Raw genomic sequence first — 24217 nt, forward strand, 5'->3', positions numbered from 1 at the left:
TGGTCGTACTCGCGGTGATGATCGCGATCGGTGTGGTGCTCGCGGTTCTGGACGCCAGGCACGACAGCGACGTCACCACCACCAGGGAGGTCACCGACGTCGCGGTGAGCGTGGCCGACGCGCCCTCCACCATCGAGGCGCTGCGCGGCGCGGATCCGACGGCGCGGTTGCAGCCGGTGACCGAGGAGATCCGGCGCGAGACCGGCATGGACTTCATCGTGGTCATGGCGCCGGACCGCACGCGCTATACGCACACCAATCCCGCCATGATCGGGCTGCCGTTCAGTGGCACCATCGATCGCGCGCTGGCCGGGGAGACCTTCACCGAGACCTTCACCGGCACACTGGGCCCCTCCATCCGGGCGGTGACTCCGGTGCACGACAACGGGCGGATCGTCGCCTTGGTCTCCGCCGGCGTGACGCGGGCGAAGATCGGCGACCAGGTCGCCACCCAGCTCCCGGTGATCCTCGGCGTCGCCGGCGCGGGTCTGCTGCTGGCCGCGGGCGGATCGTTCCTGCTCAGCCGCAGGCTACGGCGCCAGACCCACGGCTTGGCGCCCGACGAACTGCGCGCGATGTACGAGCACCACGACGCGGTCCTGCACTCGGTGCACGAGGGCCTGGTGGTGTTCGGGCCCTCCGGCGAGGACGCCGAGGTGGTCAACGACGAGGCGCGCCGCCTGCTCGACCTGCCCCCGGGCGACGTCCGGCGCAGCGATCTCCCGCTGTCGTTGCAGCGCATGAGCTGGGGCACCGTCCGTGACGAGATGCACGTGACCACCGACCGGATCCTGCTGGTCAACCAGGACACCGTGGAGTGGGAAGGCCGGGCGATCGGCACCGTGATGACCATCCGCGACCACACCGAATTGCAGTCGGTGATGGGCGAACTCGATTCCGTGCGCGGCTTCGCGGCATCGTTGCAGGCGCAGGCGCACGAATCCGCCAACCGTTTGCACACCGTGGTCACCATGGTCGAGCTCGGCCATCACCGGGAGGCGGTCGAGTTCGCCACCGCGGAATTCGAACTGTCCCAGTCGCTGATCGACCGGCTGTTCGCCGCGGTGGGCGCGCCCGCCCTGGCCGCCTTGCTGCTCGGCAAGGTGAATCAGGCCGCCGAACGGGGCATCGAGCTGACGATCACCGACGACACCGCGCTCGACTCGGTGGACCCGCTGTCGCCGCACGAGACCGTCACGCTCGTGGGCAATCTCGTCGACAACGCCATCGATGCCGCGGCGGACAGTACGTCCGGCTGGGTGGAGGTCACCTTGCGACACCAGCGCGCGGACGCCACGGACGAGTCCCTGCTCTACATCCGGGTGGCCGACAGCGGCCCCGGCATGTCGGCGGAGATGTTCGCGCGCGCGTCCCAGCGGGGCTATTCGACCAAGACCGACCACCACGGGCTCGGACTCGCGCTGGTCCACCGGCTGGTGGCCCGCCACGGGGGAAGCATCCGCACGCAACGGGACCCCGAAAGCGCGGTGACCGTGACGATTCCACGGAAGGAAGCACGATGATTCGTGTGCTGATCGTCGAGGACGAGCCGCTGATCGCCGAGGCGCACCGCGCCTATGTGGAGCGCATCGCCGGATTCACGCCCGTCGGCGTCGTCCATACCGGGCGCGAGGCGATGCGCGCGGCGGCCGACGCCGCGGCCGAGGGCACGCCGATCGACCTGGTGCTGATGGACATCGGCCTGCCGGACGCGAGCGGCCTCGACGTGGCCGCCGCGCTGACCGGCCTGGCGCCGCGCCCGGACGTCATCGCCATCACCTCCGCCCGCGACCTGGCCATGGTGCGCACCGCCGTATCGCACGGGGTCGTGCTGTATCTGCTGAAGCCGTTCACCTTCGCCGCGTTCCGCGACAAGCTGGAGCGGTATCGGGAGTTCCGCACCGCACTTCCGGCCGGTGAGAGCGCCATCTCCCAGCACGACATCGATCGGGCGCTGAGCGCGCTGCGCACCCCCGACCAGCGCGCGGCCACCCCCAAGGGCGTCGCGCCGCAGACCCTCGACGAGATCTCCCGCACCGTGCGCGCGGCCGAAGCCGAGGGCGTGACGGCCGCGGACACCGCGACCTCGATCGGCGTCTCGCGCATCACCGCCTGGCGTTACCTGGAGAAATTGGCCGACGACGGGCTGGTCGTGCGCCGCTCGGACTACGGAAGGGCCGGACGCCCGAAGACCCGCTACGTCTGGAAGACCACGACCGGCTGATCAGACCGGCTCCGGCGCCTGCGCGCGCTGACCGAGGCGCACCGGCATCCGCTCGTAGCCGTGCAGGGTGAACAGCGCCCGGCGCTCGGGCGGACCGTCCAGGCGCAGGTCCGGAAAACGCTCGAACAGGGCTTGCAGCGCGTAGACGCCTTCCATCCTGGCCAGACTGGCCCCGAGACAGACGTGCACGCCGCTGCTGAAGGACAGGTGCTCCTTGGCGTTGGCCCGTCCGACATCGAACCGGCCGGGCTCGGCGAACATCGCCGGGTCGCGGTTGGCGCCGGCCAGCGACAGCACCACCGTGTTGCCCTCGCGCACCGTCATCCCGTCGATCTCCACGTCGGTCAGCGCGGTCCGCGCGGTGGTCTGCACCGGCGAGTCGAAGCGCAGGATCTCCTCGACGGCGTTGGGCCACAGCTCCGGCTCCTCGCGCAGCCGCTCCAGCTGATCCGGATGGGCCAGCAGTTGTGCGACACCGTTGCCGATCAGGTTGACCGTCGTCTCGAAACCGGCGCCCATGAGCAGGCTGGCGGTGGCCTTGAGCGCGTCGGAGTCCAGCTCACCGGCGGTGACCAGGCTGGAGAGGATGTCCTCGCCCGGCTCGCGGCGCAACCGTTCGATGTGCCCGTCGAGGTAGGCGTTCATCACCTCCATGGCAAGCAGTGCTCTGCGGTGCGCGCGCCACGGGATGCCGACGTCCAGCAAGGGCGTCATCCGGTCGCCCCAGTCGAGGAATTTCGCCTTGTCCTCGTCGGGGAAGCCGAGCATCTCGGAGATGATCGCGATCGGCACCTGGGCGGCGAACGACCGGATCAGGTCCGCCGAACCGTGCGCGGGCAGCGCGTCCAGCAGTTCCTCGGTGACCGTCTCGACGCGGTCGCGCAGCCTGCGGATCGCGCGCGGGGTGAAGGCGGAGGCCACCGGCTTGCGCATCGCCGTGTGCGCCGGCGGATCGATCACCAGCATGGACGGCGGCTCGACCGGATTCGGCGGCAGCGGGAAGCGCTCGGCCAGCTTCTGTAGCGGCTTGGGAATGTTGAAGCTCTCCGTGGTGCGCACGCCGAAACGGCTGTCGCGCAGGATGGACCGGCACAGCTCGTGGTCGAAGGTCGCCCACGCGATCGAGGTGCGCAGCAGCCTGTGCGGCCCGCGCAACCGCTCGATCAGCGGGTACGGGTCGTCGAAGCCCGCGGGCCCGCCCATCAATTCGGCGAACGGGTCACCGCGGCGCGCCTGCACGCGCAGGACGAGCCGAGGCGCGCCCTGCACGGACAACCAGCGGAACCAATACTGTGGCTTCATTGTCCAACCCCGTCGTCGTGCGATGACTCCACCGTACGGAACGCCACCGGGTTGTGGAACGTCCTCAGGTCGGATTCGGCCCTTATACCGTGGTAGGAGCCGCTCAGCCGCGCTGCGCGGTGACCCGCTCCGAGGTGATGCGCCGGTCGCGCAACGCCGGATCGGGGTTGACCACCTGCACCAGCGAGGCGCCCGCGGCGAGCACCGCGAGGTATCCGTCGATCAGTTCGGCCGGTGTGTCCCACGGCGTGCTGGACAGCACCCGGTCCCCCTCGGCGAAGCCCTGGCGCATTGCCGATTTCCGCGCTTCGGCGAGCACCTCGGAGACCGGCATGCCGTCCAGCGCGACACCGGCGCCGCGGGGCAGGAACTGGTCACCGTGCACGCGTACCGAGGTGGCGAAGTCGGTGACTCCGATCGGCAGGTCGCGCACCGGGGAGCCCATGGCGTCCAGCGACAGCGCCGCGGCCTCGCCCGCGCCGTCGGCGTCGTCCAGGCGATCCGGGGTGACCAGGGCCAGATCGGCGTCCTCGTCGGGGCGCAGCACCACCTCGGTACCCGCCCACCAGCAGCCCAGCAGCACCGCCGCGGTCTGCCAGTGCGCCGGGAGCAGGACGGCGACCCTGGCCCCCGGGCTCAGGCCGAACTCGTCGCGAATCAGGTTGGCGGTCTTGGCCGCCCAGTTCGCCAGCGTCGCGCCGGACAGCTCGATGCGCGCTCCGGTGGCGTCGTCGTAGTAGGTGACCCGCGGGCCCGCGGGTTCGCGGGCGAGGATCGGATCGAGCACCGCTTCGGTGAGAGTGTGTGCCTGGTCGATATCACGCATGGTTCAGTTCACGCATTTCGGTCCGTTCTGGCCTGCGTCGATCGGTGGAGCGGGTGGGACTGGCGTGGCCGCGGTCGACGTTCCGGACAGATCGAACACCCGGCTCGCCGATGAGCCCGGACCAGAATAGTCGCTCGCCAGCACGACGCTCACCGAATCCGGGGACAGCGCCGGATCCGCGAGCACCGCCAGGCCGCCGAGCGCCTTGGCCACCGCCTGAGCCTTCGGACTGGAAGTGTCCGCCGCGAGCACCCGGCTGCTGGTCACGCGGTTGCCGCTGTAGTTGGTCACCACGCCTTGACGGAATCCCTTGGTGTTCAGTGCCTGGGCCACCTCGGCCGCGAGTCCGCCGACGCCGCCCGCGTTGTAGACGCTGACGGTCACCGTCGCGGGGTCGAAGCCCGGCTCGGCGTTCCGCGGGGCCGGAGCGTCGCCCACCAGCGAGGCGATATAGGACCGGACCGCCTTCGGCTCGACCTTGACCACGGATTCGCCGTTGCCGGTCTCCCCGTTGAGGTCGGCGACCGGAATGGTCTCGAATTTCACCCGGCCGCCGGACAGATCCTTCAACCGCTGCAGGAACGCCAGCACGTCCCAGTCCTCGTCCAGCACGATGGTGCGCCCCACCGCGTCGCTGAGTTGCTGGAGCTTGAGCGGATTTGCCAGCGTCTTCGCGCTGAGCACCTGCTGCACCAGCTGGGCCATGAACACCTGCTGGCGCACGATGCGGTCGATGTCGCCGCGCGGCAGATCGTGGCGCTGGCGCACGAAACTCAGCGCTCGCGGCCCGTCCAGGCGCTGGCGTCCCGCGGGGAATCTGGCGCCGGACATCCATTCGTCCACCGGGTTCTTCAGGCACACCTCGACCCCGCCGACGGCGTCGGTGAGCAGCGCGAAGCCGAGCAGGCTGACCTCGGCGTAGTGGTCGACGGTGATGCCCGTGAGCCCGGCCACCGTCTTGATCAGCGCCTGCCTGCCCGCCTGCGTGGACTGCCGATCGGCGTCGGCGGCCGAGACCCCCTGATCGGTGAGCTTCTGGATCTGCATCGCCTTGGTCGCGCCGTAGGCCGAGTTGATCTTGCCCATACCCAGGCCCGGAATGTTGACGTAGGAGTCGCGCGGGATCGAGATGGCGGTCGCCGAGCGCCCGTCGTTCGGCACGCGCAGCAGGACGATGGTGTCGGTGTTGGTGCCGACCTCGTCGCCCGCGTGCAGCATCGCGCGCTCGGCGTCCGACAGGGGGTTGCCGTGTGCGTCGGTGCGGCTGTCCACACCGACCAGCAAGATGTCCACCGCGCCGTCGCGATTACCGCCGAGGCCGAGATCGCCCAGCCGCTCGATGTCGGCGACCAGCGCGTCCACGCTGCGCCAGGCGAAACCGGTGAGCGCCAGCACGATCACGGCGGCGGCCACCGCGATCGAGCGCAGCGGCCCGAAGGCCGGGCCGCGGGATCCCCGCGTCCGCGACAACGCCGATGTGCCCCTCCGCTGCGACAAGTCCCAATCCTCTCGCCGAAACTCGGTGTCATGGCGACGCGTGCGCAACCGATCCGCCACCATGGTTACCACTCGCCCCGCCCGATTTCGGGATCCCCGATAGCTCAAGGCTATCGAACGGTTATCGCGAACGGCCGTAACCGCGCAATCGGCGGCGTGCCAGACTTGCGCCCGTGACCGACCCCACCGCGCCCGAGTCCACCGTCTCCGTCCGCCTCGTCGTCACGGGGGCGCACGGACAGGTGGGCCGGGAACTGCTGCGTCTGGCTCCGGCCGCCAGCGGCTACGGGCGCGCCGAACTCGACATCACCGACCCCGTCGCCGTGCGCGCGGTACTCGCGCCCGGCGACGTGGTGCTGAACTGCGCCGCCTACACCGCCGTGGACCGGGCCGAAACCGAAGCCGAAGCGGCGTACGCGGGCAACGCCACCGGACCGGCCGTGCTCGCCGAGGTCTGCGCCGACCTCGGTGCCCGGCTGATCCATCTGTCCACCGATTACGTCTTTCCAGGTACCCAGGATCGGCCGTACGACACCGCGGATGTGACGGGGCCGACGTCGGTGTACGGAGCATCCAAGCTCGCGGGTGAACAAGCGGTGCTCGGCCGCTGCCCGGACGCGCACGTGGTGCGCACCGCGTGGGTATACACCGGGCGCGGTGGCGATTTCGTCGCCACCATGCTGCGGCTGGAGCGGGAACGCGACACCGTCGACGTGGTCGAGGACGAGGTCGGCTCGCCCACCTACGCCGCCGATCTGGCCGCCGCGCTGCTGGAACTGGCGGGCCGGCCGGACGCCCCCCGGGTGGTGCACGCCACCAATGCGGGGCGGGCCAGTCGATTCGAGCTCGCCCGTGCGGTATTCGCGGGTGTCGGCGCCGATCCGGGGCGCGTCCGGCCGTGCGACTCGTCCGCTTTTCCCAGACCCGCACGGCGCCCGGCGTATTCGGTGTTGTCGCCGCGGGCCTGGAACGATGCCGGGCTGCGCCCGCTGCGGGATTGGCGGACCGCGCTGGGGGACGCGCTGGCACGACGGTCCGGCTAGCGCATACCTTCGCCTTCGCCGCGGCCTCGGGCGGGCCATCGGCGAACGGAGTCCGGCTGCGCCCACTAGAGTTGCCTGTCGTGAGTGATTCCGATTCCGCGGCGCCCGCGGGCCTGGCCGTCGTCACGGTGACCTACTCGCCGGGTGAGCACCTCGAGCACTTCATCAGCACCCTTGCCGGGGCCACCGCGGAGAAACCGCAGGTGATCCTCGCCGACAACGGGTCGGTGGACGGTGTGCCGGAGCTGGCAGCCGAGGCGAATTCGCACGTGCGGCTCCTGCGTACCGGCGGCAACATCGGCTACGGCGGCGCGATCAACCGGGCGGTCGCGGAGATCGATCCGGACATCGAGTTCATCGTGATCGCCAACCCGGACATCCGCTGGGGCACCGATTCCATCGACAAGCTGCTCGCCGCCGCCAAGCGCTGGCCGCGCGCGGGCGCGCTCGGGCCGCTGGTGCTCGAGCCGGACGGCAGCGTGTACCCGTCGGCCCGCCGGGTGCCCGGCCTGCTCGACGGAGCCGGGCACGCGATCCTGGGCACGGTGTGGAAGTCCAACCCCTGGACCCGCCGGTACCGGCAGGAGAACGAGGAGATCTCCGAGCGGGCCGTCGGCTGGCTGTCGGGCTCGTGCCTGCTGGTACGGCGCGCGGCGTTCGACTCGATCGACGGCTTCGACTCGCGCTACTTCATGTACATGGAGGACGTCGACTTCGGCGACCGGATGGGCAAGGCGGGCTGGCACAACGTGTTCGTGCCGGACGCCGAGGTGACCCACGCCAAGGGCCACGCGGCGGGCCGCCATCCCGAGGTCATGCTGCCCGCCCATCACGCCAGCGCCTACCGGTTCCAGGCCGACCGGCATCCGCACTGGTGGCAGGCTCCGCTGCGGCTGGCGTTGCGGGCCGGACTTGCGATCCGCTCGCGGATTGCGGTTCGATCTGCCCTGCGCCAGCAGGCGCGCGACGCCGGGTAACCGGCGGCGCAGGCGAGAAACGACCTTGTGAACAGGGGAGCTTGATGGCAGGAAATACAGGCACCGACGCGGTGATCCTGGTCGGCGGGCAGGGAACGCGGCTGCGCCCGCTGACCCTTTCGGCGCCCAAGCCGATGCTGCCGACGGCCGGGCTGCCGTTCCTGACCCATCTGCTCGCCCGCATCGCGGAGGCCGGGATCACCCATGTGGTGCTCGGCACGTCGTTCAAGGCCGAGGTGTTCGAGGAGCACTTCGGCGACGGCTCCGAGCTCGGCTTGGAGATCGAGTACGTCACCGAGACCGAGCCGCTCGGCACCGGCGGCGCGATCCGCAACGTGCTGCCCAAGCTGCGCGCGGACAACGTGATGGTGTTCAACGGCGACGTGCTGGGCGGCACCGATCTCGGCGCGGTGCTCGACACCCACGAGTCGACCCGCGCCGACGTGACGCTGCACCTGGTCCGGGTCAGCGACCCGCGCGCGTTCGGCTGCGTGCCCACCGACGAGGACGGCCGGGTCACCGCGTTCCTGGAGAAGACCCAGGATCCGCCGACCGATCAGATCAACGCCGGATGCTACGTCTTCCGCCGCGAGTACATCGAGAAGATCCCGGCCGGGCGCCCGGTGTCGGTGGAGCGCGAGGTGTTCCCCGCGCTGCTGACCGAGGGCGCCCGCCTCCAGGGGTACGTCGACGCTTCCTACTGGCGCGACATGGGTACTCCCGAGGACTTCGTGCGCGGCTCCGCCGACCTGGTCCGCGGCATCGCGCCTTCCCCCGCGCTGCCCGGTCAGCGTGGCGAATCGCTGGTCCATCCCGGCGCGGGCGTCGCGCCGGGAGCGGTGCTCATCGGCGGGACGGTCGTCGGCCGCGGCGCGGAGATCGGCGCGGGCGCGCGCCTGGACGGCGCGGTGGTCTTCGACGGCGCGGTGATCGAGGCGGGCGCCACGGTCGAGCGCACCATCATCGGGTTCGGGGCGCGCATCGGCCCGCGGGCGCTCGTCCGCGACGGCGTCATCGGGGACGGCGCGCACATCGGCGCCCGCTGCGAACTGCTGCGCGGAGCCCGCGTGTGGCCCGGTGTGGTGATTCCCGACGGCGGCATCCGCTTCTCCACCGACGTCTGAGGCGCGTTCCGCTCGCCGCGCCCAGGGGTGACCATCGGGCGAGTTCGGGCCGCGGACGTGCGGTGCCGGGGAGGCGGCGGTCGACCGGACGCGCGGCTCGGGCAGGGGCCGCCAGGAACGACCCGCAGCGGACTTCGCTCGCCCAGGCCGCACACGCCGTCCTGACATCTACGCACGCGAGGGTGCGAGAAGCAGCCGGTCAGGCGAAGCCGACGGCCTGTTGCCCCCAGGCGGTGTGCAGGTCGCGGTCGGGATCCTCGACCACCCGATCGACGCTGTCGATGAGCAGGGTGGCGCGGTCCGCGAGGCGGTAGGGCGGCCAGTGTTTGGAGCCGTCGAGCGCCGCGGGGACGCCGTGGGTGGCGAAGGCCAGCCAGCGGCGCATCATGCGCCCGGAGACCTCCGTGGCCGCTTTGCGGCCGCCCAGCCAGAAGGTGGGGTCGCGGTTGATCGTGCCGAAATTGCCGAAGACATACGGCAATTCGGTGGCGTGACCCGCGCCGACCCGGGCCGCCCGCAACATCGGGGTGGCATAGTCGAAGCGGTACATCCAGGTGGGCGAGTGCTCGGCGTGACCGTCGGCCACCCAGTGCGCGGGCATCCGGAACGCCGCGTCGGTGGACATCGCGAGCGCGCCGCGCGCCTTGTTCAGGTCCGGGTAGGCCGAGGTGATCTCGGCGATCCGCTCCGCGGACATCTCCGGGTGGCCCGCGGCGACGTCACGCAGCATCGCGTTCACCGCGTCCGGCGTCACCGGCATGATCGGCGAGCGCAGCAGCCGGAACAGCGACGCCTCGTCCTTGTTGGTGCCGATGATCAACGGCACCCGGTGCGATCGTCCGCGCTGGAATCGGTCGATCGGGTAGGTCGGCAGCAGATCGCCGTCGACCACGGGGGCGGCCGCCAGCCTGCCCGGCTCCTTCAGCGGTATCTCGTCGAGCAGGACGCCCGCCGCCGCCACGATCCGGTCGATCGGGCATTCGAGCAGTTCCCCGGCCCTGCTCGCGGGCAGTTCGATCAGCTCCAGGAAGCGCTGCGCCACCGTCGCGGCGCGCTCGGGCCCGAACACCGTGGTCGCGGGCGGGCTCTGCGCGATCGCCCGGTGGAACAGGCCGGCCGCGCGCGGTGCGGTGAGCAGCGCGGTGACGCAACCCGCGCCGGAGGACTCGCCGAAGAGCGTGACATTGCCGGGATCGCCGCCGAACGCGGCGATGTTCTCGCGCACCCACTCCAGTGCGGCGATCTGGTCGTGCAGGCCGAGGTTCGGCGCGAAGTCGTCGCCGAGCGAGGACAGGTCGAGGAAGCCGAGCGCGCCGAGCCGGTAGTTGACGCTCACCACCACGACGTCGCCGGACGCGGCCAGCTTGCGCCCGTCGTAGATCTGCTGCGCTGCGGTGCCGAGGCAGTACGCTCCGCCGTGCAGCCAGACCATGACCGGGCGCGGTTCGGTTTCCGCGACCCGGACGGGATCGCCGGTCTCGGAGCGCGGTGACCAGACGTTGAGCCACAGGCAGTCCTCGCCCATGGTCAGGCCCGAATCGATGGGGACCATGGTGCCCATCGTCTGGGGCGCGATCTGCCCGAACGCGGTGCAGTCGCGCACTCCGTCCCACGGCTGCGGAGGCCGGGGGCGCGCGAACCGGGCCGGGCCGGCGGGGGCCGCGGCATACGGGATGCTGCGCCAGACGGACACCGCACCCTCGCGCACGCCGCGTACGTCGCCGTGCACCGTTCGCGCGATGGGCTCGGCGGAACCGTCGGGACCGGGCACCGCCTCGGAGAATTGAGCACGCATCGCCGACCTCCTCATACTTCTTTTTCGAGAGTACGTCGAAGATCAGGTAGTCCACGTTGTGTTGCCGAGACATGGCCGCGACGCCTGCGATTCATCCGCTGTTCAGGCACCTGTCCGGAGCCGCGATGTCTGATCGGTCACTGCGCCGTCCGCCACCTCGATAGCCGGCGGAATGCTCCGTTCTGCCGGTGAACGGCTCTCCACGATCAGTTCGCGGCCTCCGGTTCCCGGTCTCCGACCGGCGCCGGTCGTCGCCGACATAGGCCGCCCACAGTCGGCGATAGGGTCCGTCCTCGGTGAGCAGCTGCGCGTGCGTGCCGGTCTGCAACAACCGCCCCTCGCCCACCACCGCGATGAGGTCCGCGTCCGCCGCGGTGGCGAGTCGGTGGGCGACCACGATGGTCGTGCGCCCGGCGGTGAGCACGTCCACCGCGGCCCGCACCCTGGCCTCGGTCGCCAGATCCAGCGAGGCGGTGGCCTCGTCCAGAATGAGGATGTCCGGTTCGACGAGCTGTGCCCGCGCCAAGGCGAGCAGCTGGCGCTGGCCCGCCGACAGGCTGCGCCCGTGGTCGCCGATCGGCTGGTAGTACCCGTGCTCCAGCGCGGCGATCATCTCGTGCGCGCCGACCGCCCGCGCCGCCCACTCGATGTCGGCGGGCGTGGCCTCCGGCCTGCCGTAGGCGATGGCCGCGCGCACGGTCTCACCGAACAGGAACGGCTCCTGCGGGACGACGCCCAGCCGCTTGCGGTAGTCGCGCAAGCGGTAGCCGCGCACGTCGACGCCGTCCACCAGCACCGTGCCCTCGGTCGGGTCGTAGAACCTGGCCAGCAACTTCACCAGCGTCGACTTCCCCGCGCCGGTCTCACCGACCAGAGCAACCTTCTGCCCCGGCTCGATGCGCAGGTCGACGCCGGAAAGCACCGGAGTGCCGCGGGTTTCGTAGGTGAACCCGACGCCGCGCAACTCGATCGCACCGTCCAGGCGGATCACCGGACGCGCGTCGGCGGCGTCCGGGGTGGCGACGGGCGTCCGCAGCAGCTCACCGAGCCGATCGACGCCGACCACGGCCTGCTGGTAGCTGTCGAAGACCTGGGACAGCTGCTGGATCGGGGCGAACAGCAGGTCCACGTAGAGCAAGAACGCGATGAGGGTGCCCGCGGTGAGCACGTCCTCGCGCACTTGGTGCACGCCCACCGCGAGCACCGCCGCGGTGGCGACCACCGACATGAACTCGATGAACGGGAAGAACACGGCCATCAGCACCTGGCTGCGCAGCCGCGCGTCGCGATAGTCCGAGGACCGGCGCTCGAACTCGGCCCGGTTGCGCTCCTCGCGCCGATAGGCCTGGGTCACCTTGATGTTGTCGACATTCTCCTGCAGGTAGGCGTTGACGATGCTGACCCGTTCGCGCGCCAGGTTGTAGGCGGGCACCGACGCGCGCCGGAACGCCGCCGTCGAGATCACCAGCACCGGGAGCAATGCCAGCGCCACCAACGCCAGCCGGGCATCGATGACCAGCAGCGCGATCACCACGCCCGCGATGGTCACCGTGCTGGTGAGCGCCGTGGCCAGGCCGGTCTGCAGGAACGCCGAGAGCCCGTCGACGTCGGTGGTCATCCTGGTCATGATCCGGCCGCCGAGTTCGCGCTCGTAGTACTGCAACCCGAGCCGCTGCAACTGCGCGAAGGTCTTGACCCGAAGGCCGTACAGCAGCCGTTCGCCCGCACGCCCGGTGACCCGCACCTGCGCGACGCTGACCCCCCAGTCCACCCCGACCACGACCAGTGCCAGCGCCGCGGCGATCAGCAGCACGTCGCGGGCACCCGCCAGGACGCCGTGGTCGATGCCGTAGCGCACCAGAAAGGGAATCAGGACCTGCGCCAGCGCATCCAGACCGACCAGACCGAGCCCGGCCAGCAGCGGCATCGCGAACGGGCGCAGCAACCGGAGCAACGAGAACTGCGGATCGGGTGTGTAGGCGAAGGATTCCGGAACTTCGGGTTCGCCGGTGGGCGGCGGAAGGCGGTCGATCAGGTCCTGCACGTCACCGCTGGGCGGCGCGGCGGCGAGCATCCCCGGACCCGCCGCCCGGCCGACTCCGGTCGGCGCACCGGCGGCACTCCGGGAGAACGCCTTCGCCACCTGCTCCAGGGTCCGTGCGCCGTCGTCGTAGTCCTCGGCGGGCTCCACCCACAGCGGCGAGGTCGGCGCCGAGGGCTGGGCGAGGCCCGCGTCCACGCCGATTCCCATGACCTCCGGCGGAGTGAACAGTGCGCGGAAAAGCTCACCGGAACGTTGCAGATCACGCAGCGTGCCCAATTCCGCGACGCGGCCGCCGTCGAGCACCGCCACCCGGTCGGCGAGCGCCAGGGTGGACAGACGATGTGCGACGACGATGGTGGTGCGGCTGCGCATCTCGGCCGCGATCCTCGCGTAGATCTGTTCCTCGACCTGCGCGTCGATGGCCGATGTGGCGTCGTCGAGGACCAGGATGGGCGCGTCGGTGAGCAGTGCGCGGGCCAGTGCGATGCGCTGCCGCTGCCCGCCGGACAGGCGCTGCCCACGCTCGCCGATCCTGGTGTCGAGCCCCTCGGGCAGCCCGGCGACGAACTCGTCGGCCGCCGCGAGATGCAATGCGTGCCAGACCTGTTCGTCGGTGGCGGCGGGGCGTCCGTAGGCCACGTTGGCCCGGATGCTGTCGGCCATCAGGTGGGTGTCCTCGAACACCCATCGCCAGCTGGTCGCGGGCGTCGGCCAGGTAGCGGATGTCGACGCCGTCGAACAGGATCGCCCCGGCGTCCGGGTCGGCCAGGCGCGGCAGCAGCTGCACCAGCGTCGATTTGCCGCTGCCCGCGCCGCCGGTGATCGCCATGGTCTCACCCGCCTCGACGGTGAGTTCCAGTCCGTCGAGCACCCGTGTGCGGTCGAAACCGAACCCGACGCCGCGGAACTCGACGCGCGGCGAGGCACTACCGCGCACCGCGCCGGCCTGGGGTCGTTCGACCGGCGCGGGTGCCTCGATCACCTCGCGCACCCGGTCCAGCGACGCCTTGCCTTGCTGGCTGACCGTCAACAGCATGGCGAACTGACGGATCGGGCCGACGAACGAGCCGAGATAGGTCATGAACGCCAGGAAGGTACCCAGCGTGATGGACTGCGACAGCGCGAGCAATCCACCGGCGATCAGGATCAGTGCCTGCCCCGCCGCCGGCACGGCCTGCATCGCCGGGGTGAACCGGCTGGTGATCCGCGCGAGGCGCAGCCGGGACCGGTACAACTCCCGCGCCTCGGCGGCCAGCCCGTCCAATTCGTGCCGCTCCTGGCCGAACCCCTTCACCACCCGCACCCCGGCGACGGCCGCCTCCACCCGCATTGCCACCTCGGCGGCTCGAGCCTGCGCGTCCCAGTTGGCCGGGAAGAGTTTCCGCTGGCTGCGCCTGGTGATGATCCACAAGGCGGGGACCACCAGCAGCGCGATCAGCGTCAGGGCGGGCGACATCAGCGTCATCAGGGCCAGCGCACCGGCCAGCAGCACGACGTTGCCCGCCACCATGGGGATGAGCTGCAGGAACATCTGGATCAGCGTGACGTCGGTGATCGCCCGGCTGACCACCTGCCCGGTCCGCAGCTCGGCTTGCTCGCGTCCGTCCAGCCGCAGCAGCGCGGCGAACAGATCCCGGCGCAGATCGTGTTGCACACCCAGCGACAGCTGCGAGGAGGCCACCCGCCGGGTGAAGGACGACCCGAACCGCGCCGCACCGGCCACGAGCAGCAGCGCCGCCCACGGCGCCACCGACGCCGCGGTCGTGGTGAGCGTGTCCATCACGTGGCGCACGATGAGAGGCAGCACCGCCGTCAGCAGTGCGGCCGCGAGCGCACCGGCGCCCGCGGTCACCACCAGGCGGCGGTGCTCGAGACAGCGGCGCGCCAGGTACCGGATCCATCCCGGCTGGGAAAGACCCGGTGTGGGCGAGTTCATCGGGCGACCGCGAGCGTGTTCGCGCTTTCGTACTGGTTGGCCGGCCGGTCCAGGCCGTAGTGGCCACGCAATGTGGTCTCGGTGTACTCGGTGCGGAACAGCCCGCGCTGCTGCAGGATCGGCACCACCTGGTCGACGAAGCGCTCCAGTCCGGAGGGCAGCACAGCGGGCATGATGTTGAACCCGTCGGCGGCGCCTTCCCGGAACCAGTGCTCGATGGTGTCGGCCACCTGTTCGGCCGTGCCCGCGAACGTGCGGTGTCCGCGCCCGCCGCCCAGCCGTCCGATCAGCTGGCGCAGGGTGAGCCGCTCCCGCCGCGCGAGGTTCACGATAAGCGTGAACCGGCTCTTGGCGCCCTGGATCTCGTCCTCGGTGGGCAGGTCCTCGGGCAGCTCGCTGTCCAGGTCGAGCTGTTCGATAGGCAGTTTGAAGTGCGCGGCCAGCTGGCGGCGCGCGTACTCCGGCGAGATCAGTCGCTCCAGCTCGGCGTCCAGCTCGCGCGCCTGCTCCTCGGTGTCGCCGATGACGGGCACGATGCCGGGCAGGATCTTGATCGTCTCCGGATCGCGGCCCGCCGCGACGGCACGCTGCTTGAGATCGGTGTAGAACGCCTTGCCGTCCTCGAGCGTCTGCTGCGCGGTGAACACCGCCTCCGCGTACTGGGCAGCGAAGTTCTTGCCGTCCTCCGACGAGCCCGCTTGCACCAGCACCGGGTATCCCTGCGGCGAGCGCGGTACGTTCAGCGGCCCGTCGACTTTGAAGAACTCGCCGTGATGGCCGATCTTGCGAACCTTGCTCGCGTCGGTGTGGATACCGAGGGTCTTGTCCGCGACGATGGCGTCGTCGTCCCAGCTGTCCCACAGCTTGGTGGCCACCTCCACGAACTCGGCGGCCTTCTCGTAGCGCAGCCGGTGGTCCGGGGTGTCGTCCAGGCCGAAATTGCGCGCGGCATCGGCGCCCGCGGTGGTGACGATGTTCCAGCCGACCCGGCCGTTGCTCACCCAGTCCACCGAGGAGAACCGGCGCGCCAGGTTGTAAGGGTCGTTGTAGCTGGTGGACGCGGTGGCGATCAAGCCGATCCGGCTGGTCTGCACAGCCACGGCGGTGAGGATCACGGTCGGCTCCAGCTTGACGCTCGGCCTGCGGCCCGGGTCACCCATCAGCACCGGGCTGTCGGCGAAGAAGATCGAGTCCAGCTTGCCGCGCTCGGCGGTGCGGGCCAGCTCGACGTAGTAGTTGATATCGGTGTGCGCGTACGGATCGCTCTCCGGCAGCCGCCAGGCCGCCTCGTGGTGTCCCACCGACATCAGGAAGGCGTTGAGATGCAATTGTTTACCGGACATGGTCGGGTCCTTTCAGACAGCGGCCGGGGCGACGCCCAGCGAAGAGAGCAATGCGCGGCGCACGCGCTGGAATTCGGGCAGGCTCGGATCACGCTCGGGGGGCAGGTCCACCGGCAGGTCGACCGTGATGCGCCCCTCGTCGAGCACGAGCACCCGGTCGGCGAGCGCGATCGCCTCGTCCACATCGTGGGTGACCAGTAGCACGGTCGGGCGGCGGCGCCGGATCAGCTCCCGCAGCAGCTCGTGCATCTTGATCCTGGTCAGCGCATCCAGTGCGCCGAAGGGTTCGTCGGCGAGCAACAGGTCCGGTTCACCGACCAGCGAGCGGGCCAGCGAAACCCGTTGCTGCTCACCGCCGGAAAGCTGGTTGGGCCACGCCCGTTCGCGCCCGGCGAGACCGACCTCGGTGAGCACCCGCACGGCCGCGGCCTTGCGGGAACGCGGCTGGCCGTAGAGCACGTTCGCCAGCACCCGCTGCCAGGGCAGCAAGCGGGAATCCTGGAACACCACCGAGGTCTTGGCAGGAACCTGCAAGGTTCCCGACCCGGCCACGTCGTGGTCGAGCCCGGCCAGCGCACGCAGCAGCGTGCTCTTGCCCGACCCGCTGCGGCCGAGCAGCGCGACGAACTGCCCCGCCGGGATGGTCAGCGTGAGACCGTCCAGCACCGTGCGCGCACCGAAACCACGAGTGAGCCCGCGGATCTGCACGCCTATCCCGCGATAGTCCGTCGCCACGACAGCACCTTCCGCTCGATCAGCCGGATGCCGGCGTCGGACAGCAGTCCGAACGTGCCGTAGACCGCGAGGCCGACCAGGATCACGTCGGCCTGGCCGTAGTTCTGGGCGTTCTGCATCATCTTGCCCAGCCCGTCGATGGCATTGACGGACTCGACCACGATCAGCGCCAGCCACGCGCCGGTCACCGAGAGCCGCAGGCCGAGAAAGAATCCCGGCAGCGAGCCCGGCACGACGACCTTCCTGACGAAGGTGGCGCGCGAAACACCCTGTACCTCGGACAGTTCCACCAGCCGCTGGTCGATGGTGGTGAGCGAGGCATGCGTCTGGATGTACATGGTGATCACCACACCGAGGGTGATCAGCACGATCTTGAACGATTCGCCGATGCCGAGCCAGAGGATCATCAGGGGAATCAGTCCGAGGCTGGGAATCGCCCGCTTCACCTGGATCGGGCCGTCCACCAGCGACTCGCCGAGCCGGGACAGGCCCGCGACCAGGGCGAGCGTCGTCCCGACCAGCACACCGATGCCGAGGCCGATGCCCGCACGTCGCAGCGAGGCCGCCACGTTCTCCGCCAGCGAGCCGTTCACCAGCAGATCCCAGGCCGTCTCCAGCACGGTCCACGGCGCCGACAGTTTGCGTTCGTCCAGCCAGCCGAAATGCGCACCGGCGGCCCAGAGGCCGAGAACCACCAGCACGCCCAGCATCCGGGCGAACGGCACGGACTTGCGGAGGCCGAGCCTGCGCAGCTGTCTGCGTTCGACGAAGCCGTCGGTCCGCGACGGCGGCACCGCGACGGTGCGAGTCAGTGCGATGGTCATGGCGACTCCTGGGTTGGGCGGGCGCTTCGGCGATTCACCGGATGTCCTGGGTGCGGTAGGTGGCGGTCACCGCATCGGCGGCCACGCGTTCGAAGCGGCGATCGAAAAGCTCGTTCGCGTCGAACGGCTTGCCGAAATATCCGGAGCCGGTGAGCAGGTCGACGGTTTCCTGCTCCCACGCGATCGCTTTCCCCCAATTTTCCGGGAAATAGGGTTTCGGTGTCGTATCCAGAATTCGGCGGCCGTCTGCGGCGGAGACCTCCTGATCCTTCACGTAATAGGAGGTGATCCATTCCTCCGGATGCTCCCAGGCCCACACTTCGCCACGCGCCCAGAATTCTACGAATTGCCGGACGGCCGCGAGTTTCGCGGAGTCGCGCAGCACGGCGGTCGGCGCCCACAACACGGTCAGCGCATCCACCGCGGGTGTGGCCACCGCCGTAGCGCCCTGCCCGCGTTGGTCGCGACGTCCACCGAGCCGCCGCGGAAGGCTTGGATGACATCGGGCCCGGCGGAGACGGCGGGCCACGCCGAGACGGTGAAGGGCAGCTTACCGAGTTCGCCGGAGGCTTCCAGCGCGACGCGGGCGGTGCGGACCGACACCGACAGCGAGGTGCCCGCCGGAACGCTCGTCGGCAGAGCGGATTTCAGGTCGGTGTCGCCACCCTCATCGGTGGCACACGAAACGGCGAGCAGGGCGGCGGCGGAGGTGACGAGTGCTAATCGCCGGAGAGAATTGCGCACGATGATTTCCTGGGTCTGATCCGGTGCTTTCGAGGACATTTCGTTCCCGGACAACACCGCTGCTGCGACCCGATTCCGGCGATGATGCGATGCTTTTCTTCCATAAAAGAACTCTGCCGAATACCCACGCCGGGCGTCAATATTCGTTCCAATTAAAATAAGTCGGAGTCAAACGGCCGCGTCCAGCGCGCGCAGCGGGGTGTGGAAGAGCCCGTGCAGCACCACGGCACCCGCGGACATCTCCAGGACCTGTCCCTGGAACGACGAGCCGACCACTAGTTCGGCCGGGTCGGCGCACAGCAGCGAATGTCGCGCTACCGCGGCGAGATACGCCTCGTGCACACCGGCGACGCGGCGGCCACGGTCCACTATCACCACGGATTCGGGGTCGAGCAGATCGATCAGTGCCGCGACGATCCGGCCGAGCTCGCGAGCGCGTTCCAGGAACAGGGCGCGCACGGGCGCCTTCTCGGCCGCGGCGGTGACGAGGCCCGGCATGGTCGACGCGACGCCGCAGCGCTCCAGCAGCGCGTGATCGGAGTAGTAGTCGTTGAGCGACGAGACCTGCTGCGGCCCGGAGCTCTTCCGTGTACCGAGGCCGAGCAGCGTCTCGATGGAACCAGCACCCGACCTCGGGCCGTAGTGCACCTGCCCGTGTACCGCGATAGCCACATCGATCACGTTTCCGACGAACAGCACCACCGAGCTCGCCGTCGCGCCCATACGGCCGAACAGCTGCTCGGCGTGCATCAGCGCGCGGGTGTGACTGTCGAGCTGGGTCGGCAATCCGGTACCGGCGGTGAGATATTCGCGCACGGGCACATCGCGCCAGCGCAGGAACGAGTGGTCCACGACCGACCCCGCCGTCCGGTCGACCCGTCCGCCGACCGCGACGCCGAGTCCGACGATCCGCAGACCCGCCGCCTCGTCGCGGACCCGGCACACCTCGGCGGCAGCCGTGGCCAGGATGTCGTAAGGGGCGTGGGTGGGGTGTGGCACCTTTGTCGTGGACCGGAGCGTGCCGCCGATGTCCACCACGGCGATGGTGGTGTGGGTGGCCGCGATGTGCACCGCTATCGCCACGTTGCCGGCGGTGTCGAGCGCCAGCGGGCTGTGTGGCCGTCCGATTCCGGAGGCCCCCGCGGTCTCGGGCAGCTCGACGATCAGGCCGGCCTCCAGCAGCGCGCGGGTCTGCCAGGTCACCGTGGCGGGTGAGATTCCCGCGTGTCTGGCGATCGAGCTGCGCGGAGCCGGACCCAGCTCGAGCAATGCCCGAAGTACCGCTCCCGCGCTGCCGTCCGCCATCGCCGTCACCTCTTCATCGCCGCGCTGCCCAGCCACGGTACGGACGCGGTGGGCGGCTGCGAAGAATTCGGCGCAGTCCGATCCGAATGCGGCGCGGCGCGGCGCTTAAACTGAGCGGATGCCGAGTTACAGCTACCGGTGCCGCAGCTGCGGCGACACGTTCGAGGTTTCCCGCCCGATGGCCGAGGCGTCGGCGCCCGCGACCTGCCCGATCGGCCACGACGACACGGTCAAACTGCTGACCACCTTCGCCACCGTCTCCCGGGGCGGCGGGAGCGCGCCCGCGCCGAGTCCGGCGGCGCCGCCTACGGGTGGCGGCTGCTGCGGTGGCGGCTGCTGCGGCTGACTTTCCCGGCGCGGTTTCAGTCGCGCCGGTCGGCGTGACCGAGGTCGCGCTCGGGTGCCACCCGGTCGCGCACCCGCTGCTTCAGCACCGCGATGTCGGGAAAGCCGCCGTCGGTCTTGCGCTCCCAGATCTGCTCGCCGTCGACGGTAATCCGGAAGATCCCGCCCGAACCCGGCCGGAGCGCGACTTCGTCCAGGTCGGTGGCGAACGTGCTGAGCAATTCCTGCGCCATCCAGCTCGCCCGCAGCAGCCAGCGGCATTGGGTGCAGTACTCGATCGCGACGCGTGCCATGCCCGCCGACGCTACCGGTCAGTCGGCGTGCGTGCCGTCCAGGTACACCCAGGCGCCATCGGATCGGGCGAATCGGCTGGTCTCGTGCAGCGCGCCGCGACCGCCCGCGTCCCGGTAGTGCGCGACGAACTCCACCGTTCCGGTGTCGTCGAACAGGCCACCGCGGTCGGTCCGAGTGACTTCGAGGAACAGCCAGCGCTGGGCGGGGTCGAGGGTCAGATCGGCCGGTCGCGTCCGCGGATGCCAGGAACGCAGCAGGTAGGCCGCATCTCCCACCGCGAACGCGGAGTAGCGTGAGCGCATCAACGCTTCGGCGGTGGGAGCCGGACGCTCGCCGCGAAGCACCGGACCACAACAGTCGTCGAAGGCCTCGCCACGCCCACAGGGGCAGCGCCGTGCTCCGCTCACGCCACGTCCTTTCCGGTCCGAGCAGCGTCGTCCATGGTCACGTTCGCCACCGCTTGTCCTGATCCGCTCCATCGTGCCGGTTCCGGCCCATCTTGCCGACAGACATGATCGCCGGGTCAATCCCGGCGCGCCTGCACCGCCGCCAGATCCGCCGCCAAGGCGACGGTCTGCTCCCGCCAGCGCCGTAGATCGGTGACACTCGGCGCGAGTTCGTAATCGTGGTGGTGCGCGGCGCGCGACAGCGCCGCCCAGAGCACGGCCACGCGCGCCGCCTCGTCCGGGCCCGCGAAGGCGCGCAGCGCGATCAGCTGCGCCCGCATCGGACAGCGGACCAGCGGTGGCGCCAGCCGCAGCCACAATTCGTCCACGGCTTGCTCCAAGGCGATCCGCAGAATCCAGGCCGTCGCCCGAGACCACAGCCCGCCCGCGTCGGTCACCGATCCGGCGAGCAGCAGATCGACCGTCTCCAGCCGCTCGGCGACCGACGGCCGATTCCCGCGCGGCCGGTGCGCTCCGTCGTTGCGCCCACGCTGCCCGGGCCGGGACGCGCTGCCACCGCCCGCGGAGCCGCGACGTGCGCCGACCGGCCGACGCCGCCCGCTCATCGGCTCCTCATCGGGCCAGCCACGCCACGAATCTCTCGGTCTCGCCGATCAACTCGCGCATGTCGCGCCCGATCGGCACGTGCGCGCCCGCCGTGGCGTCGCGCAGTGCGTCCACCACCCACCGTCCTTCCGCCGCGATGAGGTTCTTGTTCAGATCGTCGACCTTGCTGCCGACCCCGAAGACCGCCAGCGCCACCTTCGCCCTGGTGGACTGCGCGGCGTCGATGTGGCGCTCCACCTCGCGGTGATTCATGCCCGCGGCGAGCAGCGTGCGCCGCGCCCTCGCCAGGCTGGCCGCCTCCACCGCGGAACGGCAGCACGTGGCCACCAGTTCGTCGGCGATCGCCGCGGGCAGCTGCGGGGTGCGCACCAAGGCGCGGGCGTCGTCCAGATAGCGGCGGATCGGATCGCTGGACACCCGCACCTCGACCACCGAGCGGTCGCGCCGCTGCACCTCGAGCACGGTCGCGTCCAGCTGCATCCGCCGCACCGCCTCGGCGAGGCGCTCGTCATGGGTGAACACCACCACCTGACGGGTCCAGGCCACCGTGGCGAGCACCTGGGCCAAGCCGTCCACCTTGGCCGGGTCCATCGCCTGCACCGGGTCGTCGATCATGACGAAGCGGAACGGGCTGTGCTCCACCGTGGCTCGCGGCAGGAACAGCGAGAGACCGAGCGCGTGCAACTCGCCCTGGCTCATCACGCCGAGAGCTGCGCCGTCCACCTCGTCCACGGTGACGTCGAGCAGCACGCGGCGCGCGGTGCCCGCGTTGCCCTGCAACCGGATCGCGCCCAGTTCCACGTTGCTCTGCTGCCGCAGCGTGCGCCACACCCATCGGGCCGTCGTCTCCAGCGGCGTCATGCGCTCGCCGCGCAGGCCCGCGGTGGCCGACTTCAGCCAGTCCTCGGCCTTCTTCACCGTGCGCAGTTCCGCCGCGTGCGCGGCCACCTCGCGCGCGCCCTCCAGCCAGGCCACGATCCGCGGCACCAGCGGCGTCCACACCTCGTCCAGGCGGTCGAGTTCCTTGCGGGTGCCCTTCTGCAGCAGGTCGAGCTCGTCGACCAGCCGCGCGTGCGCGCTGCGCAGCCTGGCGGGCAGGTCCGGGGTGTATTCGGTGGCGGTCAGCGCGGCCCACTCCGCCCAGGCCTCGCGCACCGCCGTGGTGTCGACCGACGGAGGGTTGCGCGGGTCGAATTCCAATTCGGCGGGCACCAGGTCGGGAAGCGCCCGCGCGGCGCGCACGGCGTCGCCGAGTTCGATGCGGGCGGTGGTGAGCGCGTCCACCCGGGCGGCGAGTCGCTCGATGGCGGCATCGGTCTCGTGTCCCCAGGTCTCGTCCAATGCGCCGCGGCCGCACACCGGGCACGGACAAGCTCCGCTCGCCGCCTGATGCTCGCGTGCTTTGCGCAGCAGTTCGAGCAGGCGCAGATCGGATTCGGCGTCTGCGGTCGTGCCCTCGGCGAGGGCCGCGCCACACGCTTCCAGCCGGGTGGCCACCGCGTCGACTTCGGCGTCGTCGGGCAGCGCGAGCCGCACGATCGCACGTAAGCCGTCGGGGCCCGCCGGATCGTCCACCACGCCGAGCACTTCGCGGCCCACCGCGGCGAGATCGGGCTGGGCGGGCCGCAGCAACCCGGCCACCCGGATCGCGCGGTCGTCGGCCACCGACGCGAGCAGTTCCAGCAGTTCCAGTCGTTCCTGACGCGAATCCCGCACGGCGCGTTCCAGTTCCAGGCGGCGCATCCGGATCCGTTCCTGCGCCAGGGTGAGTTCGTCCAGGCCCAGCAGCTGGTGCAGCGCGTCGAACAGATCACTCGGTTTGCCGTCCACCAGCGCGCCGAGTTCGCTGTAGGACAGGAAGGGGCGGTAGAGCTCGAGCTGGGCCGTCCACCGGTCCATGTCGAAATCCGTGGGCGCCGCGGGCGGATACCGCTGGGTCCAGTGTGCGTCCGGCAGGTCGGCGTCGGCCGCCCATTCCTTGGTGATGGTGAGCCGGGGCGCGTCACCGGCGGTCAGCATCTCCAGCTCGATCCGGGCGGCCGTGCCGTCGTGCAGGTTGCGCCAGCCTTCCCGCCAGGCCGCCGATCGCCCGTCCCACCGGCGGTTCCCGCCGGTCAGCGCCAATTCGGCGGCTTCGGCGAAACTGGATTTGCCGCTGCCGTTGCGGCCGACCACGAGGGTGAGACCCGGACCCGGCGGCAGCTGTAGCGTCGTCTCGGGACCTATGCCGCGGAATCCGCACACCCGGATGGCGCTCAGGAAGATCCCGGAGTGATCGAACGCCGTTGCCGCGTCGTCCGATTCGGCGGCGCCGAGGGCGCGCAGCACGGTCCGCGTGACCGAGGGCGTGACCGCCGGATCCTCGGCGAGGCGGCGGGTGACCACCTCCGAGAGCCGGGGCGGCGCGTCCGCGGAACCGGCGGCCTGGACAGCGTCGGGATCCAGGCGCATGCGAAAAATCCCCTCCACCATCGAGCCGCCACACGTCCTCCGACCCCGTGCGCGGCGCCTGTCGAAGCTGTGCGAAACGCTACCCGATGGCATCGGGATCGCCCACCGCACCCAGGCGAATCTGCCCGCGGGGATGGATATGGTCATCGAAACGCCTGCGCCGTGTCTCGATGTCCACCCCTCGCCAACCCCGGCGGGCAGCTCGATGGTGTCAACACCCGTTCCGGGTGGCTCGGTCGAGCCGAACAGGACAGAATGCCAGAGCGCCACGATCGGCGCAAGATTCGTTCGGGTGGCGAATACGGCGCCGGGACAAGCCGTTCCGCGCGCGGCCGGGCACCGGTGGCGGCACTTGTCGGTGCGCTGCGGTAGAAATCCGGTCAACCGAGCAACGA

21 protein-coding genes and 1 pseudogene are annotated in these 24217 nt (G+C 70.5%); 6 read left to right on the forward strand and 16 right to left on the reverse strand.

The window, feature by feature from the left end; genetic code table 11:
• The first annotated feature begins 17 nt into the window (after positions 1-17).
• Positions 18-1523 (forward strand): sensor histidine kinase, encoded by a 1506-nt coding sequence (locus tag ON29_RS22625; RefSeq protein ID WP_051175495.1) that lies wholly within the window; start codon positions 18-20, stop codon positions 1521-1523.
• Complete coding sequence (locus ON29_RS22630) at positions 1520-2224, forward strand: response regulator (protein WP_040869265.1); 705 nt, start codon at positions 1520-1522, stop codon at positions 2222-2224. The genes ON29_RS22625 and ON29_RS22630 overlap by 4 nt, the downstream gene beginning before the upstream one ends.
• Here the strand turns inward: ON29_RS22630 and ON29_RS22635 are convergent, their stop codons facing one another.
• The 3 genes from ON29_RS22635 to ON29_RS22645 all read right to left on the reverse strand — a co-directional run bounded on the left by ON29_RS22635 (position 2225) and on the right by ON29_RS22645 (position 5780).
• Positions 2225-3526, reverse strand: coding sequence for a cytochrome P450 (locus tag ON29_RS22635; RefSeq protein ID WP_040869266.1), 1302 nt, complete (start codon positions 3524-3526; stop codon positions 2225-2227).
• 103 nt (positions 3527-3629) lie between these two features.
• Complete coding sequence (locus tag ON29_RS22640) at positions 3630-4352, reverse strand: TIGR03089 family protein (protein WP_040869268.1); 723 nt, start codon at positions 4350-4352, stop codon at positions 3630-3632.
• Positions 4353-4355: 3 nt separating this feature from the next.
• Entirely contained in the window at positions 4356-5780 is a 1425-nt protein-coding gene (locus tag ON29_RS22645) for an LCP family protein (RefSeq protein WP_040869370.1), read from the reverse strand.
• A gap of 242 nt (positions 5781-6022) precedes the next feature.
• Between ON29_RS22645 and rfbD the strand changes: the two genes are divergently transcribed.
• The 3 genes from rfbD to manB all read left to right on the forward strand — a co-directional run bounded on the left by rfbD (position 6023) and on the right by manB (position 8993).
• Positions 6023-6892, forward strand: a complete 870-nt coding sequence (gene rfbD / locus ON29_RS22650; protein WP_040869270.1) for a dTDP-4-dehydrorhamnose reductase — start codon at positions 6023-6025, stop codon at positions 6890-6892.
• An 80-nt stretch (positions 6893-6972) separates the two neighbouring features.
• A complete protein-coding gene (locus ON29_RS22655; RefSeq protein ID WP_040869272.1) occupies positions 6973-7869 on the forward strand; it encodes a glycosyltransferase family 2 protein in 897 nt (298 codons plus the stop codon).
• Positions 7870-7913: 44 nt separating this feature from the next.
• Complete coding sequence (gene manB / locus ON29_RS22660) at positions 7914-8993, forward strand: mannose-1-phosphate guanylyltransferase (RefSeq protein ID WP_040869274.1); 1080 nt, start codon at positions 7914-7916, stop codon at positions 8991-8993.
• 199 nt (positions 8994-9192) lie between these two features.
• Here manB and ON29_RS22665 read toward each other — a convergent pair whose 3' ends face one another.
• From ON29_RS22665 to ON29_RS22700, 9 genes and pseudogenes are all read right to left on the reverse strand, one after another.
• Positions 9193-10788, reverse strand: coding sequence for a carboxylesterase/lipase family protein (locus ON29_RS22665; RefSeq protein ID WP_083864005.1), 1596 nt, complete (start codon positions 10786-10788; stop codon positions 9193-9195).
• A 91-nt stretch (positions 10789-10879) separates the two neighbouring features.
• Positions 10880-13495, reverse strand: a complete 2616-nt coding sequence (locus tag ON29_RS34975; RefSeq protein ID WP_245549070.1) for an ATP-binding cassette domain-containing protein — start codon at positions 13493-13495, stop codon at positions 10880-10882.
• A gap of 91 nt (positions 13496-13586) precedes the next feature.
• Positions 13587-14768: pseudogene (locus tag ON29_RS37235) on the reverse strand (ABC transporter ATP-binding protein); the annotation flags it as partial.
• Positions 14765-16111 (reverse strand): LLM class flavin-dependent oxidoreductase, encoded by a 1347-nt coding sequence (locus ON29_RS22675; protein ID WP_040869276.1) that lies wholly within the window; start codon positions 16109-16111, stop codon positions 14765-14767. The pseudogene ON29_RS37235 and the gene ON29_RS22675, both read right to left, overlap by 4 nt.
• Before the next feature lie 12 nt (positions 16112-16123).
• On the reverse strand, positions 16124-16846 hold the full coding sequence (locus ON29_RS22680) for an ABC transporter ATP-binding protein (RefSeq protein WP_040869277.1): 723 nt from the start codon (positions 16844-16846) through the stop codon (positions 16124-16126).
• Positions 16822-17670, reverse strand: coding sequence for an ABC transporter permease (locus ON29_RS22685; RefSeq protein WP_085994934.1), 849 nt, complete (start codon positions 17668-17670; stop codon positions 16822-16824). The genes ON29_RS22680 and ON29_RS22685 overlap by 25 nt, the downstream gene beginning before the upstream one ends.
• Positions 17671-17704: 34 nt before the next feature.
• Entirely contained in the window at positions 17705-18106 is a 402-nt protein-coding gene (locus tag ON29_RS37240; RefSeq protein ID WP_040869279.1) for a type 2 periplasmic-binding domain-containing protein, read from the reverse strand.
• Positions 18079-18414: a hypothetical protein gene (locus ON29_RS37245; RefSeq protein ID WP_245549071.1), complete on the reverse strand. Its 336-nt coding sequence runs from the start codon at positions 18412-18414 to the stop codon at positions 18079-18081. The genes ON29_RS37240 and ON29_RS37245 overlap by 28 nt, the downstream gene beginning before the upstream one ends.
• A gap of 168 nt (positions 18415-18582) precedes the next feature.
• Entirely contained in the window at positions 18583-19719 is a 1137-nt protein-coding gene (locus tag ON29_RS22700; RefSeq protein WP_040869375.1) for an ROK family transcriptional regulator, read from the reverse strand.
• A 118-nt stretch (positions 19720-19837) separates the two neighbouring features.
• Between ON29_RS22700 and ON29_RS34985 the strand changes: the two genes are divergently transcribed.
• Positions 19838-20065 (forward strand): FmdB family zinc ribbon protein, encoded by a 228-nt coding sequence (locus tag ON29_RS34985; RefSeq protein ID WP_040869281.1) that lies wholly within the window; start codon positions 19838-19840, stop codon positions 20063-20065.
• Positions 20066-20081: 16 nt separating this feature from the next.
• Here the strand turns inward: ON29_RS34985 and ON29_RS22710 are convergent, their stop codons facing one another.
• From ON29_RS22710 to ON29_RS22725, 4 genes are all read right to left on the reverse strand, one after another.
• Entirely contained in the window at positions 20082-20357 is a 276-nt protein-coding gene (locus ON29_RS22710) for an Rdx family protein (RefSeq protein ID WP_040869283.1), read from the reverse strand.
• An 18-nt stretch (positions 20358-20375) separates the two neighbouring features.
• The gene (locus ON29_RS22715; RefSeq protein WP_040869285.1) at positions 20376-20765 is read right to left on the reverse strand and encodes a YchJ family protein; all 390 of its coding nucleotides are present in this window, start codon (positions 20763-20765) and stop codon (positions 20376-20378) included.
• Positions 20766-20881: 116 nt separating this feature from the next.
• A complete protein-coding gene (locus tag ON29_RS22720) occupies positions 20882-21370 on the reverse strand; it encodes a hypothetical protein (RefSeq protein WP_040869287.1) in 489 nt (162 codons plus the stop codon).
• Positions 21371-21377: 7 nt separating this feature from the next.
• Complete coding sequence (locus ON29_RS22725; RefSeq protein WP_040869289.1) at positions 21378-23822, reverse strand: AAA family ATPase; 2445 nt, start codon at positions 23820-23822, stop codon at positions 21378-21380.
• Positions 23823-24217 lie beyond the last annotated feature (395 nt).

The sequence above is a fragment of the Nocardia exalbida NBRC 100660 genome (assembly GCF_000308575.1).
Taxonomy (GTDB): Bacteria; Actinomycetota; Actinomycetes; order Mycobacteriales; family Mycobacteriaceae; genus Nocardia; species Nocardia exalbida.

Coding starts and splice junctions, on each gene's coding strand:
- ON29_RS22625 (WP_051175495.1), top strand. CDS start 18: ATGATCGCGATCGGTGTGGTGCTCGCGGTTCTGGACGCCAGGCACGAC.
- ON29_RS22630 (WP_040869265.1), top strand. CDS start 1,520: ATGATTCGTGTGCTGATCGTCGAGGACGAGCCGCTGATCGCCGAGGCG.
- ON29_RS22635 (WP_040869266.1), bottom strand. CDS start 3,526: ATGAAGCCACAGTATTGGTTCCGCTGGTTGTCCGTGCAGGGCGCGCCT.
- ON29_RS22640 (WP_040869268.1), bottom strand. CDS start 4,352: ATGCGTGATATCGACCAGGCACACACTCTCACCGAAGCGGTGCTCGAT.
- manB (WP_040869274.1), top strand. CDS start 7,914: ATGGCAGGAAATACAGGCACCGACGCGGTGATCCTGGTCGGCGGGCAG.
- ON29_RS22665 (WP_083864005.1), bottom strand. CDS start 10,788: ATGCGTGCTCAATTCTCCGAGGCGGTGCCCGGTCCCGACGGTTCCGCC.
- ON29_RS34975 (WP_245549070.1), bottom strand. CDS start 13,495: ATGGCCGACAGCATCCGGGCCAACGTGGCCTACGGACGCCCCGCCGCC.
- ON29_RS22675 (WP_040869276.1), bottom strand. CDS start 16,111: ATGTCCGGTAAACAATTGCATCTCAACGCCTTCCTGATGTCGGTGGGA.
- ON29_RS22685 (WP_085994934.1), bottom strand. CDS start 17,670: ATGACCATCGCACTGACTCGCACCGTCGCGGTGCCGCCGTCGCGGACC.
- ON29_RS22700 (WP_040869375.1), bottom strand. CDS start 19,719: ATGGCGGACGGCAGCGCGGGAGCGGTACTTCGGGCATTGCTCGAGCTG.
- ON29_RS34985 (WP_040869281.1), top strand. CDS start 19,838: ATGCCGAGTTACAGCTACCGGTGCCGCAGCTGCGGCGACACGTTCGAG.
- ON29_RS22710 (WP_040869283.1), bottom strand. CDS start 20,357: ATGGCACGCGTCGCGATCGAGTACTGCACCCAATGCCGCTGGCTGCTG.
- ON29_RS22720 (WP_040869287.1), bottom strand. CDS start 21,370: ATGAGCGGGCGGCGTCGGCCGGTCGGCGCACGTCGCGGCTCCGCGGGC.
- ON29_RS22725 (WP_040869289.1), bottom strand. CDS start 23,822: ATGCGCCTGGATCCCGACGCTGTCCAGGCCGCCGGTTCCGCGGACGCG.